This is a genomic window from Sulfitobacter sp. IGS-18 (assembly GCF_059628195.1).
Genome location: NZ_JCAQIH010000003.1, coordinates 114,041 through 128,323, shown reverse-complemented (window position 1 = coordinate 128,323; position 14,283 = coordinate 114,041). Strand labels below are relative to the sequence as shown.

The window sequence follows — 14,283 nt, the reverse complement described above, 5'->3', positions numbered from 1 at the left end:
TCTCATGTGATCGACAGGCAGGTGACTTGCGCGTCTGTCTGGCCCTCAAAATCGGCGACCCGCTGCTCGATCCTGTCGAGTTGCGCCATCGCCGAGGTGCAGGCGAAGCCGTATTTGCGTCTCACCCGGTTCGAGGCACGTTCCATCGCGATGCGGGCGCGTTGCAGGAATTCGGGCATGGGATAGCTTTGCCCCGGTGTGAACAGCTCGGTGATCACGCTGGAGGGGGAATAGCAGCGCTCCTCGCTGCCATCGGGCCAGCGCAGGGTCCAATGCATCTCAGGCAAAAGCGGGCTCCTTTCGGGAAAGCGACAGATAGGGGGTTTGGGCATGATCCCAGAACAGCGAGGTCTCGCCGCCCCGTTGCAGGGTGAGTTGCGAGCCCTCCGTGACCCCGCCGATGGGGTCCGCCCAGATGCCGCGCTTGCGGAAGGTGACGCAGACCTCGGCGGCCACCTCGGGCGCAACCGAGAGCAGGAAACCGAAACTGGGGAAACTGTGCAGCCAGCGTTGCAGCGGCACATCGGCAGGCGGTACGATCCGATCCAGATCCAGCACCATGCCCACCGAAGAGCTCTCGGCCAGCATCAGCGCCGTGCCGGCAATGCCGCCCTGGCTGATGTCCTTGCCAGCCCTGAGCAGGCCCCTTTCGGCCAGCTCGGGCAACAACGCCAGATCGCCCCGCAGCCTATCATGCGGCGCGTCGAGTGCTGCGCAGAAATTGTCGAAGTTCACGTAACGGCCCCGATGGTCGATCGCCGCCAGCAGCACATCGCCGGGGCGGGCATCAAAACTGGTCACCGGGGTTTGCGCCTTGCCCAGCACCGACACAGCGAGGTTCAGTTCAGAGGCGGCAAAATTGGTATGGCCGCCGACCAGTGGCACGCCATAAACCTCGGCAGCATCGCGCAGCCCCTTCATCAGGGGCGCGGCAGCCTCGGCATTTGGCGCCCAGACCTGATCAATCAGCGCCGTGGCCCGCCCGCCCATGGCAGCGATGTCCGAGAGGTTCACCATCACCCCGCACCAGCCCGCAAACCACGGATCGGCCTGAACAAAACCCGGAATGAACCCCTCGCCCGCCAGCAGATCAAACCCCTCTGCCGTTTCGATCATCGCGGCATCGTCGCCCGGTGCGCCAGCCGCATCGCCGGTCAGCCCCAGCATGCCCGTCGCCTGGGCAATGCCCAGCTTGGAGCGGATAGCGGGATGGGCGCGCAGGGCCTCGGCCAGATCTGCCAGCGTGTCAGTCATGCCCGGCGACCCGGCTTCATGAACCAGCCCGCGGCCGGGTCTTCGCAGGGCGGATAGAAGGACAGATCGGCAGACATCCTGGCATGGGGCACCCCATGCAGCGTGACCTCCTCCAGAACCGTCCATTTCAACCGGCGGAACAATGGCACGTTCTGCATCTGCACATGCGCCAGAAAGGCATCGCAGCCGCGCGCGTTCGCGGTGCAGACCGCCAGCCGGATCAGTTCGGTCCCCAGTCGCCCGACCTGCCGGAAGTCGCTATCCACCGCCAGCCGCGAGCCCCACCACAGGCCGGGGCGTTCCTCGTGGATGCGCACGGTGCCCACCACCTGATCGGCTTCATGCGCATAGGTCGAGAGCGCCACAAGATGGGTGGCGACAAGGTCAATCTCGTCGCGGTCATGGGTCTGGAAAATCCGCTGTTCCTCAACAAAGACCCGGCGGCGCAGCGCCTCGGCCCCGCGCGCCTCAAAGGGTTTCGAGGCCGCGCGAATGTAGTAGCCGGGGCACTGGAACTGGCGGTGTTCAAGCTCGATCATGCCGGCACCTTCAGCTTTTCATAGGTTGAGAGCGCCGAGCAGGCACCGCATTTGCCGCAGCCCGCCTTGATGTCCTCGGAGCGAATGCCTGCCCGCACGATCATCTCGCCCAGCGGGCGCAGGATCGACGCCATGAATTCGGGCTTCGGCGCCGGGTGGCTTTCCAGCGGCGTGCCCGAGATCGGCACGAAGGGCACCACAAAGGGGTAAACCCCCATGTCACAGAGCTTCTGCCCCATCTCAAGGATCGCTTCGCGGCTGTCACCGAGACCGGCAAGGATATAGGTGGAGACCTGCGCGCGGCCAAAGACCTTCACCGCCGCCTCGAAACTGGACATGTATTTTTCCAGCGGCACGGTGGCCTTGCCGGGCATGATACGCTCGCGCACTTCCTGCGTGACGGCTTCCAGATGCATGCCCAACGCGTCAATGCCCGCATCCTTCATGCGCTGATGCCAGATGTCATCGTCGGGCGGCTCGCACTGGCCTTGGAGCGGCAGATCGACAGCCGCCTTGATCGCCCGCGCGCTTTCCACCATGACCGCCGCGCCGCGATCCTTGCCCTTGGGGGTGCCGGTGGTCAGCACCATATGTTTGATCCCGTCCAGCTCCACCGCCGCCTTGGCGACCTCGGCCAGTTGCGCGGGCGTCTTGTGCGCGATGGTGCGGCCTGCGGCGAGGCTCTGGCCGATGGCGCAGAACTGGCAGGTCTTCTTGCGGCTTTCGTAGCGGATGCAGGTTTGCAGCACGGTTGTGGCCAGCACGTCGCGCGAGTGCAGCGTGGCAATGTGACTGTAGGGCACGCCATCGGCGGTTTTCAGGTCATAGAACTTCGGCCGCATGGGAAAGCGGACCCTGGCAATTTCCGCACCGTCACGGGTGACGCGGGACTGACCCTTGGCGTCCGGCGGCTCCACCAGGAAGGGCGATTCAAAGGCGGGCGCAGTGTGTACCGGCACCATGACGGTGGTGTCCCCGATGGTCACAGCTTTGTGGTCCGAAGGCCCTGCCCCGCCGCGCCGCGCCTCGTGACCCGCGCGCGGATCGACCAGCCGCATGCCGTGGGATTGAAGATCGTTAATCAGGTCGGCGTCAGACATTGCTCGGCTCCTTTTCATCGAGGTCCGAATAGACGGGAGGTTGCGGCGCGGGTGCTGCACCAAAGGCCAAGCGCGTTTCGGCGGGGCGGGTGTCATGCACCAGATGCAGCAGTTCGGGGCGCGCGTAATGGCCGACACTGTCCATCATCCGCTTGCGCTTGGTGATCAGCTTCATGTCCAGATCGGCAATCAGAATGCCCTCGCCCTCGGTCAGCGGCTCGGCCAGATGACGACCCTCAGGCGAGATGATGCAGGTCATGCAGCCGTCGCGCATCGCCTTTTGCAGTTTCGGATCGGGGTGCAATGACTGGATCTGCTCCTCGGTCAGCCAGCCGGTGGCATTGACCACGAAACAACCCGCCTCCAAGGCATGATGGCGCATGGTGACCTCGATCTGTTCGCCAAAGATCGGCCCTACAAGACTGCCAGGAAAATGTGCTGCGTGAATTTCCTCGTGCTGGGTCATCAGCGCATAGCGCGCCAGCGGGTTGTAATGCTCCCAACAGGCCAGCGCGCCAACCCGGCCCACCTTGGTCTCGACCACCTTCAGCCCGGCGCCATCACCCTGACCCCAGACCATGCGCTCGTGATAGGTCGGCGTGATCTTGCGTCGTTTCAGCGCCAGCGTACCGTCGGCGTCAAAAATAAGTTGCGTGTTGTAAAGCGACCCGTGATCGCGTTCGTTCACCCCCAACACGACAACAACGCCGCGTTTGCGTGCGGCTTCGGCCACGGCCTGCGTTTCGGGCGAGGGCACGACAACCGCCTGATCGTACAGTTCCAGATGCGCAGCACCCTGCTGCACCGGCGGCAACACGAAGGAGAAATAGGGATAATAGGGCACGAAGGTTTCGGGAAAGACGATAAAGTCCGCCCCCTTCTCGGCCGCTTCGGCAATCGCGTTCAGAACACGCTCAATGGTGCCCGCACGGCCTGTCAGGTCCGGCGCGATCTGCACGGCGGCGGCGCGAATGGTGTCGGTTCTCATGATCTGGCTCCCCTGCTGCGCATTGTCGGAGGCCGCGCCGACAGGCGACGCGGCCCGGCTGGATCACACCGTCCAGGTATCGAGGATGAAAGCGTTGTCCTTGCGGTGCAGCAGGATGCAGTCGAGCACGTCCTGCGGGGCAATCGGCACGATGCCCGGCAGCAGCGCCGGTTCGCCATGGCCGTAAAGCGCCTGCAGGCCGAAGCGGCAGCAATAGATCTTGCCCCCCTCGCCCATGAACTTCGTGAGGTTGGCGGCAAAGTTCTGATGACCGGGGAAGGCTTCATCGCCCAGCGTCGGGAAACCGCGCTGGATGCCCAGCGTCACGCCGGGGCCGTAGAGCAGGATCGAAGTCTCAAATCCTTTGCGTTGCAGGCGGATCGCCTGCAGAATGTTGACCAGACCGATGGAGCCTTCGAAGGCAACTGTATGGAAGGTGACAAGCGCCTTCTCACCTTCATCGGCCTTGACGTCCTCAAAGACCTTTTCTTCGTAATCCACAAAGAAATCGCCGTCTTTATGGGCTTCTTTTGTAACTGCGGGCATCCTGTATCTCCTGTTCCTTGGATGCAGCTACCCTGTTCCCGATACCCGATACCTCGCAATACTGCAGTCATTTATGAATCAATTATACATACAATAATGCATCTATTTGGTGATTTTTTGAGCATTTTCACCGCGCCCTGTTGCATTCTGCAGCGCAGTTTTGATCCCGCGAACCCCCCTGCCGCGACAAGCGGCGCGACGGCGCAGCGATTTCCATACAATCCGCTTCAATCCTGACGAATCATTCCATGTCAGCGGAGGACGACCGACACAGCCAACAGCGAGCAGGTCATAACGCGCGGGTCGTCGCGGAAACATTCAACGAGTACCGGCACCGCAGTACGGGCATTTCCGGTGTAGATACCGTTGAGGGATGTACGCATATCCCGAGGGACATCTTGGTGGCTTCCACCTTCGACGTCATGGACCCGTCTTTTATCGGGTCGGCGCGTGACAGGCTCCGATCCCGCATTTTTGACTGCATCAATATGACATACATTACTGACATTGCATTTAAACTGTGGCGTTCTCGCTCTCTTTTCGGCCGAATTTTGCTGCTGGAACCTCCAGCCAAACACGCAAGCTCCGGCCACGGGGATGAACGCTGGGGCCAGACATTGACCGCACTCTGCTTCCCCGCCATAGTTCTTGAACACTCTCCCACCGCTGAAAATGTATGCTTATTGTCTGCATTTCAGCACAAGTGTGCTGCACTCGTTTCTCGCGCCATACATCGGATCCCGCAATGCCACCCACACCGAACAGGACGCTCCCGCCGCTTAATCCGCTCAAGGCCTTTGAGGCCGCCGCACGGCACAACAGCCTTACGGTTGCTGCCGAAGAGCTGAACGTCAGTCAGGTTGCCGTCAGCCGGCAGGTGCGCGTGTTGGAAGACTATATGGGCGTCACCCTGTTCCGCCGCCTCAATCGCGGAATTGAGCTGACCCGCGAAGGTGTGCTGTTGTTCAAGGGCATAGCGAAGGCGTTTCAGGACATCGAGGACACGACGAAACATGTCTCGCGCCGGGATCAACGCAATATCCTCGCAATTCAATCATACGTGACCTTTTCGCGCGGTTGGCTGATGCCAAGGCTCGGCGATTTTCACGCGGCCCACCCGCGGATCGAAGTGCGTCTCTCCTCCTCGCCCGAAGCGGCGGATTTCGATACCGACAATCTCGACGCAGCCATTCGTGGGGGCGACGGCAACTGGCCCGGTCTGCATGCCGAGAAACTGGCGGATATGGAACTGATCCCCGTCTGCTCGCCCAGCTTTCTCGCGGCGCATCCGCTGAACAGGATCGAGGATCTCTCTCAGGTGAAACTGCTTCATTCCATGGCGCGCCCCAAGGACTGGCCGGCATGGCTCGCCTCAGTTGGCGCGCCCCTCACCCCCAAAAACCGGCTGCTGTTCGAGAACAGCTCCCTCGCTTACGAAGGGGCGCTCATGGATCTGGGCGTCGCGATCGCGAACCGCTATTTTGTACAGACCCAGTTGAACGCCGGAACGCTGGTCACCCCATTTGACCACAGCTGCCAGACCGGTGAGAGTTATTATCTGACCTGGCCAAAGGACGAACCGCCTTCTTCGCCGCTGCTGAAATTTCTGGATTGGATTCGCATCCACTTCGCACCCGATGATACCCCCTCTGCCGATGTTATCAGCGATCAGATCGCGGACGAAGCCGCCTCCAATCCAGGAGTTTGATCAAGGTACGGGAGGGGGCCGATACAGACCTTCAAATCGCTGATATCAGCAGCAGCAACCCTTGCGGGGACCGAAGTCGCGCGTATGCCCGGGAAAGGTCACTCTGACCAGACAGAAGAACTGGCTTCGCAGAGTTTGCGGCGCTCACTGGATAAGTGCGACCAGCGGAAGAGCTTTCCCAGGCTGGCGAAAACTTTGCGACACTACCCTGTGCGGCCCTCTGGCAGCCGGTTCCGCAGGTTAGCTAAGCGCCTGAAACTCCACGCGGCGGTTTTCCTCTGCCTTGGGATCAGCAGCATTGAAAGGAAAGCGCTCTCCCAATCCGACGGTTTCCAGACGCTTGGGGTCAATGCCGCAGTTCTCGATCAGGTGGCGAGCCACTTCCTTGGCGCGCAGGATTGAAAGACGTTCGTTATAAGCGTCGCTGCCGGAGGTGTCAGTGTGCCCGACGATGCGGATCAGATTGAGGTCGCTTTCCTTGAGAACCGTGCACATCTTTGCGAGCTTCGGCGTTTCCTCGGCTGAGAGCGCAGCGGAATCAAAGCCGAACTTGATACGCAGGTTGACCTGAAGTTCGGGGTCGAGCTGGCCAAAAACAAGCGGCTTGTTGGGATCGCTTACTGCTGCGGTCGTCACGACGGTGTCATCGGTGCTGGGGCTTGTTTCAGCCGTCGTTGTGTTGGTCGTGGTGCTATCCGTTTGTGTCGTGCTTTCGGTTGCGACCGTTGTTGTCCCTTCGTTTGCGACCGTGGTTGCCTCTTCGGCTGTGACCGTGGTTGCTTCTTCCGCACTGGCTGTGGTTGTCGCTTCCGCGGTGACGTCATCGACAGTGATCAGCTTCAGACCACGGGTCGCGCCCAGACCGTTCGACTGCGCCTCGCTGAAAACTTCGCGCTGGTGTTCGAACAATTTCTTCAGTGCCTCAACGCTCAGATCCTCCTGCGCGGCGGCACGTGACGCGAAGAGAGCAGTGAACAGGGCGAGCATCAGTAATCTTGCGATGGAAAATGACATGGCAGGCCTCAAGGGAAAAAAGATTTTGTATGCCCGCAATGGTAGGCTATCCTGAGCCTGAATTCAATTCAGACATTCTTACAGAGGCGACATATGATATTCGCCATCGAGCTTTTCGTCTGTGGCCGCGCCGCGTCTTCGAGGTTGACGTGACTGCCCCGATCACGCGGGTTCCCCGGATCATGCCCCTGCCCCCCACTTTTTCGGGCGCGGGGATGACCCATGCCGGTCTGGTGCGGGAACGCAACGAGGACGCGATCCTTACCGATCCGGGCGGCACCCTTTGGGCTGTGGCCGACGGGATGGGTGGCTATGGCAATGGCGATGTCGCATCCGACATCGTGATTGAGACATTGTCCCGGGTGCCCGAGCAGGCGCTGCCGGGGGCCGCCTTGCAGGCCAGCCTGCGCGAGGCGAACGACAGCATCTGCCGGGCGGCGGCGCGCGGCGCTGGCAGCATGGGGGCAACTGCGGTCGCGCTGATGATACAGAACTCCGTGGGCACGGTGGCCTGGGTTGGCGACTGCCGTGCCTATCTGTTGCGAGGCGAGGCGTTGCGGCTGCTGACCCATGATCACACGGTCGTGCAGGACATGGTGGACCGCGGCCTGCTGGACCCGGCAGAGGGCTACCACCATCCCGAAAGCCATGTGGTGACCCGCGCGGTCGGCTATGAGCGGGATCTGGAAATCGACAATATCTCGGTGCCGCTGGTGCAGGGGGACCGGCTGCTGCTTTGCAGTGACGGGCTGACGACATGCCTGAGCGATCAGGACATCACCAGCCACATGCGCCATGCGACCGGACCGCAGACGCTGTGCACATCGCTGGTCACGGCAGCACTGGAAAAGGGTGCACCCGACAACGTATCGGTCGTCGCCGTCTTTGCCGGGGGGCCATAGGCCATGCGCGAGGGTATGCTGGTCGGACCCATCATCGTCGCCATCGGGCTTGTCATGGCTGCAATTGCCTTTGCGGTGGTGGGGGCGGTGCTGAAAACCGCCGATGCGACCAGCGAAATCCGCCTGTCGCGCAACGAGGCGCGGATCGCGGAACTGGACAGTGAAGTGCAAAGCCTGCGGTCAGAGCTGTCGGACGCACAGACCGAGCTGGCGCGTCTGGCGGAAGAACAGGCGATGGCGGTATCGCGCGCGCCTGTGGCGGACAGCCAGTTGATGGTCGTGACCGCGCCCGAAATCACCGGCGAAGACGAGGCGGATGACCACCCCGGCATCGAGCAGATGACCGAAGTTGGCACCCTGGACAAATCCGCGTTCAACAAAGGGATCACCCAGCCACGCAACCGCGTGATGCTGGAATTGCTGGGGCACCCGCGCAGCAGTTATTCCACGGATTGCCAGTCCGTCACCCAGCCCAAACTCAAGTCTTTGCTGGAAACCCGCCAGGTCGGGCCGCTTCGCGTGACGATGATCAGGCCCGCACTGGATTCGCTGGAACGCATTCTGGCCAAGCTGAAAGCATCCGAGCCCGAGATCCATGATGCCCTCGGGACCGCGGGTGCGATGTGCGCGCGGCTGATCCGGGGGTCGCGCAGCTCCGTGTCGAACCATTCCTGGGGCACGGCCATTGACGTCAAGCTCGAAGGGCGGCTGGACGGATTCGGGGACGGAGGCACGCAGTTCGGGCTGATCCTGCTGGCGGAATTGTTCAACGAGGAAGGCTGGTACTGGGGGGCGACCTACAACCGCGAAGATTCGATGCATTTTGAAGTGGGTGTCGAAACGCTGAGCCGCTGGCAAGCGGAAGGCAAGCTCTGACCGATGGCGCGTGGCCCGGCATCCTCCCCGACTGAAAACGCATTCGACCAAGCGGCGCAGCCCGTACTGGACTGGATCGGCATGTTTGACCGCCATGCCCGGCACGATGTGCGCGTGATCGTCGATGAGGCAGCGCGTGAGTTGAAAACTTTCGAAAGGGCTCTGACCGGCGCGGGTATACCCGCCCATGCCATCAAACCGGCGCGATTGGCACTGGCCGTTCTGATGGATGGGCAGGCGCGGTCGACCAGAGGGCTGCCGTTGGGGGGCTGGTCCGTGCTGGCAACCCGGCAGCTGTTCGAAGGCCACGACATGACGATGGCGCGGATCAGGGATTTTCGGGAAACCGCATTGAAAAACGGTGCGGAATACGCCGACCTTGCTGCATTTCTGGGTCGGATGATCGACCGTGCCGAGGTCCGCCGCCACGGTCACCGCGCCCTCGCATCCGGTGGCTGGGGCTGGAAAGTGGCCGTTTTCGTCACCTTGCTGGCCCTTGGTTTGGCCGGATACGCGGTCTTTCTGGAGTATCGGTTCCATGCAGCGCTGCGCACGGCCTTTGACGTCGAGGCATTGGAAATCGGCCTGGACCGGCCGCAGGAAGGCCCCGAACTGGTGCGCAGGCTTGACGCGATGAAGGCCGCGGCAGACCGTGTGTCCGACGCGGCGGCGCGTGCGCCGCTGAAGCGGGCGCTGCGTTTGCCGGTACTGGACAGCGAAACCCACGCCACCGGCACCTATCATGCCGCCGTGAACGCGCAGGTGCCGGCCGCCATCGCAGGCGCCATCGAAACGGTGCTCGCAACCGAAGGTGACGGATTGAACCTTTACGATGCCTTACGGGCCTGGGCGGTGCTTTCGGGGGACGACACCTGGCATCCGGCCTGGATTGCCGGGTGGCTGACCGATCACGGCGGCGCGCTGGGTCTGGACGGGCTGGCGCGTCATGTGGCTGCATTGCAGGGTCCGACCGATAATCTGGTGCCGCAGGATCAGGTGGTGATGGATCAGGCGCGCGCCTTTGCCGCGGAACCGACGGAGCCTGCACGGGCCTGGCTGGAACTGAAGCGCGCCCCGGAAACAGCCGCGCTGGCGTCGTGGTATCCGGATGTGGCGGTGCCCGGCATGGCAGTGGTTTTCGTGCGGCGATCCGGGGTGGAGGTAACCGCCCCCCTGCCTGGTCTGTTCACTGCAAAGGGATGGGATCATGCACGCAATTTCGGGATCGGCGGGGCCGTACAGAAGGCCCGTGCAATGGCACCTGTCATCACCGGAAAGACCCTGCCAACGGAAAATCGGTCGCCCGACCTGCTGGCCGATCGGCTGTTGAACGAAACCGTTGCTGTCTGGCAGGCATGGCTGGCCGACCTGCGCGTGCGTCCTTTCGCGCAGCGCGAGACGGCAATGCTGGTGTCCGGCGCGCTGGCCCAGAACAATGACCCGATCAGCAGGTTGCTGCGCGAGGTCTGGGTGCAGGTCGGCGGCGAGGATCGCACGCGCAGCCACGCCCAGCAGTTGCGGCTGGCGACGGTGTTCGGTCCGACGATCCAGTATCTTGATCAGGGACGCATGGCCGAGATTGCGCGGCTGTTTTCGACGCTGAACGTGGCGCTTGGAGCAATCGACGTGAACCGCAAGCGCGGCACTGAACGGTTGATGTCGGTGCAGGACCGGGCGCGGTCGATCGCGGCGCTGGGTGCGGCTCCCCGGATCGTGGTGCAGATTGCCGAGGATGTGCTGGCCCAGTCCAGCCTGCCCGAGGCAGACAGCGGTGACGATCCGCTGACGCGGGTCTGGCAGCGCGAGGTATTTCCGCTGTGCCGCGACGGTGTGATGGGCCGATATCCGTTCGGCCCCGGGGCAGATGCAGCGCTGGCGGACGTCACGGCGCTGTTCGGTCCACAGGGCGCGATCACGACATTCCTTCAAAGCGCGGCGCGGCCGTTTCTGGAAACCGGCGAAAGCCCCTGGCGCTGGAAGCCGGAAGCTCGGTTTGCAGGGCTGAACCTTGAAAGTGCGGTGTTTCTCGAACGGGCCGCGGCGATCTCCCGGGGGCTGTTCAACGAGGCGGGAGAAATGCGGCAGGATTTCACACTGAGCGCGCTGGCAGAACGCGGGCAGACCCTGTTTGCCATCGGCGGAGAGGCCGCCCCGGTGCGTGCCCGCGGCGAAACTGCGACGCTAAGTTGGCCAGGCCCTGCGCCGCAGGCCGGTGTCGAGGTCAGTTTTCGCGAATCTGCCGATGCGGCGCGGATACAGCAACCGGGACCATGGGGCTTGCTACGCTTGGTCGACGGGGTACGATTGCGGCTGCGCGACGACGGCGCGCGGGTGTTGCTGGATCTGCGCACTACCTCGGGCCGCGTCTTCCTGAACATGTCGTTCACGGAACCGGTGAATCTGATATCCGCCCGCCGCTTGCTGAACGATTTCACCTGCCCGCCGGCGCTTTGAACATTTCCCGCCCTTTGCCTTTCAACCTGCGCCATGGCACCGCCGGTCAGGCAGGCGCGCAAGTCCCTGGATACTTGCTATTTCGGACAAGGTGCAAAATGCTGTATACTGGCCAGGTTCCTTTTCATTTCGTTCATATATTCAACGCACTGACCAAAGGAGACCCAAGATGTCTTCGGATCGCTTTACGATTCTAAAAACTCCGCTGCCCGACCGTGACCGCGAACCGGCGCTGCTGTTCGCGAAAATGAGCGGCGAGGATGCAATTTCCGCGCCTTTCCGGTTCGAGCTGATCTGTCATAGCTCCGACCCCGATATCGTTGCCAACGATCTGCTGGGGGAACCCGTCAGCCTGAGCGTCCTGCGGGCGGGTACAACCGATGCCTACCGGTATTTTCACGGTCTGGTCGACGAATTCTCGTTTCAGGATCTCAGCGTCAGCGAAGGGTTCTATGTCTATCGCCTGGTGTTGCGCCCGGCGGTCTGGTTTCTGGGCCGGCAATTCGACAACCGCATCTTTCAGCACAAAAGTGTGCCCGAGATCGTCGAGGACGTGCTGGGGGAGGCAGGCGTCACCGATTACAGGCTGGACCTGACCGGCAGCTATCCCAAACGCGAATACTGCGTGCAATACGGCGAATCCAACCTGGCTTTTGTGCAACGGCTGCTCGAACACGAGGGGATATTCTACTATTTCGAATTCGAAGACGGCAAACATTGCATGGTCATTGCCGACGCCAGCAGCGATCTGGCACCGGTCGGGGATGTCTCAGAGATCACCTATGAACCTGATGCGTCGGTGATTCACCGTAATGTCGGTATCCTGACCGGAATGCGGCGCAGCGACGAGGTGGTGACCGGTGCCTATGCGCAGACCGACTATGATTTCGAGGCCCCCTCGTCCGATTTGATGGCGCTGTCGGAAATGCTCAAGGAACATGCCCTCGACGATGCGGAGCAATACAGCTATCCCGGCACCTACATCGACCACGGACGCGGCAAGGATCTTGCGGATATCCGGCTTACAGCCCGTCAGGTGCCGGCGCACAATGTTCACGCCGTGTCGACAGAGGCGCTGCCGATGGCAGGGGCGATGTTCAAGATTGTCGGTGCCACGCGCGAGGCCGAGAACGACAAGTTCTTCGTGCGGGCAATGACTTTTGAATTCGTCGATGCCAATTATTCGGCGGGCGACAGCCGCACGGAAACCTCCGGGTTTGTCGCCCACTACAGCCTTTTCCCGCTGTCAGTCCCTTTCCATCCCCCCTACGTGACACCGCATCCGCGCATGCGCGGGCCGCAGACGGCAGTGGTGGTCGGCCCCGCAGGCGAAGAGATTCATACCGACCAACATGCCCGCGTGAAGGTGCAGTTCCACTGGGACAGGCTGGGCGGCGACGACGAAAGCTCATCCTGTTTCGTGCGGGTCAGTGCAGCCTGGGCAGGGTCCGGATGGGGATTCATCCAGATCCCCCGGATCGGACAGGAAGTGATCGTGGATTTTCTGGAAGGCGATCCGGATCAGCCGATCATCACCGGGCGGGTCTATAACGCCGAACAGATGCCGCCCTATGATCTGCCCGCAAATGCCACGCAATCGGGGTGGAAATCCAATTCTTCGCCCGGCGGCGGAGGTTGGAACGAGCTGCGTTTCGAGGACAAGGCCGGGTCGGAAGAGGTCTATTTCCAGGCGCAGAAGGACCATAATGAACTGGTCAAGAACAACGAAGCGCGACACATCGGCAATGATTTCAGTGAAGAAGTTGTCAATGACGCGACCCAGTGGGTCGGTCACGACCGGACCGAGATGGTGGACAACAACAAATCCACCACCGTCGGCGTCGACCGGACCGTCAGTATCGGTAACAACGACACGGAAACGGTGGGGGTGGACAGGTCGCTGTCCGTCGGGTCGAACGAGACCATCAGCGTCGGTTCCAATTCGACCGAGACGATAGGTGCCAATCACACCCAGACCGTGGGCATGAACCAGGCGATTACCGTTGCTGTCGCCCGCGTTGACACTGTGGGTGCGGCGGAAACCCGGACCGTTGGCGCGGTCCAGACCAATACCATCGGTGCCTCGCGCAGTGTCACCGTTGGTGCCGGTCAGGATCATACGGTCGGCGCCGGGGACAGTTGGACCATCGGCGCGGATCAGAAAGTGGAGATCGGGGCCGCTCAGTCGGTTGAAATCGCGGCGGACCAATCGGTCAAGGTGGGCGGCAGCATGGCCGAGGCGATTGCCAAGGATAAATCCGCCACGATCGGGGAGAACCTGAGCATCGAGGTCGGCAAGACCATATCGATCAAAGCGGGGGACGAAATCACTCTGGTCTGCGGCGATGCCAAGTTCCAGATGAAAAAGGACGGAACCATCGTGATCGAAGGCAAGGATATCACGATCAAGGCCAGCGGCAATATCGTTGAAAAGGCGGGCGGTGATATCACCCAGAAAGGCAGCAAGATCAACATGAACTGATGCCTGCCATCAGGCCCCGAAAAGGCGCGTGATCACCGCTTCCGGCCCTTCCGGGAGGGTCCCGCGTTGCCACAGGGCGGGCGATGCCAAGGCAGGTGCCCCGGGTTCCGGCGGTTGGATGTTGGACAGGCCCGCAACCATGTCATCGGCAGACCTGGCATTCAGCAGCACGGGATATGTCTGATCCGCCCAACGGTCCGCCTCAGCCAGGGCCGCGGCATTCAAACCGACACATGCCGCAATCGGAAAGGCACGATCAGCCGAATCCCGGCTTGGCAGAATACACAGCAGCAAATCGCCATTTGGCCCCTTGATGACCCCCCGCAACCCTTCGCTGGGCCAAAGATCCGGCGTCGCCGCATGTTGCGACAGTTTCGCGGTAAGGAACCGGTCCATAACAGGCCGCACCCCGGGCCTGAG

Annotated in this window: 13 protein-coding genes; 5 read left to right on the top strand and 8 right to left on the bottom strand. The window is 62.0% G+C overall.

Features of this window, described 5'->3' with window-relative positions; all coding sequences use genetic code 11:
- Window positions 1-2: 2 nt before the first annotated feature.
- The 6 genes from ACWNZ3_RS21310 to ACWNZ3_RS21285 form a co-directional block, all read right to left on the bottom strand.
- Complete coding sequence (locus ACWNZ3_RS21310) at window positions 3-287, bottom strand: MSMEG_0570 family nitrogen starvation response protein (RefSeq protein ID WP_496902547.1); 285 nt, start codon at window positions 285-287, stop codon at window positions 3-5.
- Complete coding sequence (locus ACWNZ3_RS21305) at window positions 280-1,254, bottom strand: sll0787 family AIR synthase-like protein (protein ID WP_496902546.1); 975 nt, start codon at window positions 1,252-1,254, stop codon at window positions 280-282. The genes ACWNZ3_RS21310 and ACWNZ3_RS21305 overlap by 8 nt, the downstream gene beginning before the upstream one ends.
- Window positions 1,251-1,793, bottom strand: a complete 543-nt coding sequence (locus ACWNZ3_RS21300) for an MSMEG_0567/Sll0786 family nitrogen starvation N-acetyltransferase (protein ID WP_269363008.1) — start codon at window positions 1,791-1,793, stop codon at window positions 1,251-1,253. The genes ACWNZ3_RS21305 and ACWNZ3_RS21300 overlap by 4 nt, the downstream gene beginning before the upstream one ends.
- The gene (locus ACWNZ3_RS21295) at window positions 1,790-2,893 is read right to left on the bottom strand and encodes an MSMEG_0568 family radical SAM protein (protein WP_496902545.1); all 1,104 of its coding nucleotides are present in this window, start codon (window positions 2,891-2,893) and stop codon (window positions 1,790-1,792) included. The genes ACWNZ3_RS21300 and ACWNZ3_RS21295 overlap by 4 nt, the downstream gene beginning before the upstream one ends.
- Complete coding sequence (locus ACWNZ3_RS21290) at window positions 2,886-3,881, bottom strand: Nit6803 family nitrilase (protein ID WP_496902544.1); 996 nt, start codon at window positions 3,879-3,881, stop codon at window positions 2,886-2,888. Before ACWNZ3_RS21290 ends, ACWNZ3_RS21295 begins: the two co-directional genes overlap by 8 nt.
- A 63-nt stretch (window positions 3,882-3,944) precedes the next feature.
- Window positions 3,945-4,427 (bottom strand): MSMEG_0572/Sll0783 family nitrogen starvation response protein, encoded by a 483-nt coding sequence (locus ACWNZ3_RS21285; RefSeq protein WP_496902543.1) that lies wholly within the window; start codon window positions 4,425-4,427, stop codon window positions 3,945-3,947.
- A 676-nt stretch (window positions 4,428-5,103) separates the two neighbouring features.
- Between ACWNZ3_RS21285 and gcvA the strand changes: the two genes are divergently transcribed.
- Window positions 5,104-6,135 carry a transcriptional regulator GcvA gene (gcvA, locus tag ACWNZ3_RS21280; protein WP_496902542.1) on the top strand — a complete coding sequence of 344 codons (1,032 nt, stop codon included), beginning with the start codon at window positions 5,104-5,106 and terminating at the stop codon, window positions 6,133-6,135.
- A gap of 240 nt (window positions 6,136-6,375) precedes the next feature.
- Here gcvA and ACWNZ3_RS21275 read toward each other — a convergent pair whose 3' ends face one another.
- Window positions 6,376-7,149 (bottom strand): OmpA family protein, encoded by a 774-nt coding sequence (locus tag ACWNZ3_RS21275; RefSeq protein WP_496902541.1) that lies wholly within the window; start codon window positions 7,147-7,149, stop codon window positions 6,376-6,378.
- A gap of 29 nt (window positions 7,150-7,178) precedes the next feature.
- On the opposite strand from ACWNZ3_RS21275, the gene ACWNZ3_RS21270 reads away from it, so the two are divergent.
- The 4 genes from ACWNZ3_RS21270 to ACWNZ3_RS21255 all read left to right on the top strand — a co-directional run bounded on the left by ACWNZ3_RS21270 (window position 7,179) and on the right by ACWNZ3_RS21255 (window position 13,863).
- On the top strand, window positions 7,179-8,051 hold the full coding sequence (locus tag ACWNZ3_RS21270; protein WP_496902540.1) for a PP2C family protein-serine/threonine phosphatase: 873 nt from the start codon (window positions 7,179-7,181) through the stop codon (window positions 8,049-8,051).
- Between the two features lie 3 nt (window positions 8,052-8,054).
- A complete protein-coding gene (locus ACWNZ3_RS21265; protein WP_269362998.1) occupies window positions 8,055-8,927 on the top strand; it encodes a M15 family metallopeptidase in 873 nt (290 codons plus the stop codon).
- Between the two features lie 3 nt (window positions 8,928-8,930).
- A complete protein-coding gene (locus ACWNZ3_RS21260; RefSeq protein WP_496902539.1) occupies window positions 8,931-11,381 on the top strand; it encodes an ImcF-related family protein in 2,451 nt (816 codons plus the stop codon).
- Between the two features lie 169 nt (window positions 11,382-11,550).
- Window positions 11,551-13,863 (top strand): type VI secretion system Vgr family protein, encoded by a 2,313-nt coding sequence (locus tag ACWNZ3_RS21255; RefSeq protein ID WP_496902538.1) that lies wholly within the window; start codon window positions 11,551-11,553, stop codon window positions 13,861-13,863.
- Between the two features lie 9 nt (window positions 13,864-13,872).
- On the opposite strand, the gene ACWNZ3_RS21250 is transcribed toward ACWNZ3_RS21255, so the two are convergent.
- The gene (locus ACWNZ3_RS21250; protein WP_496902537.1) at window positions 13,873-14,271 is read right to left on the bottom strand and encodes a hypothetical protein; all 399 of its coding nucleotides are present in this window, start codon (window positions 14,269-14,271) and stop codon (window positions 13,873-13,875) included.
- Between the last annotated feature and the right edge of the window lie 12 nt (window positions 14,272-14,283).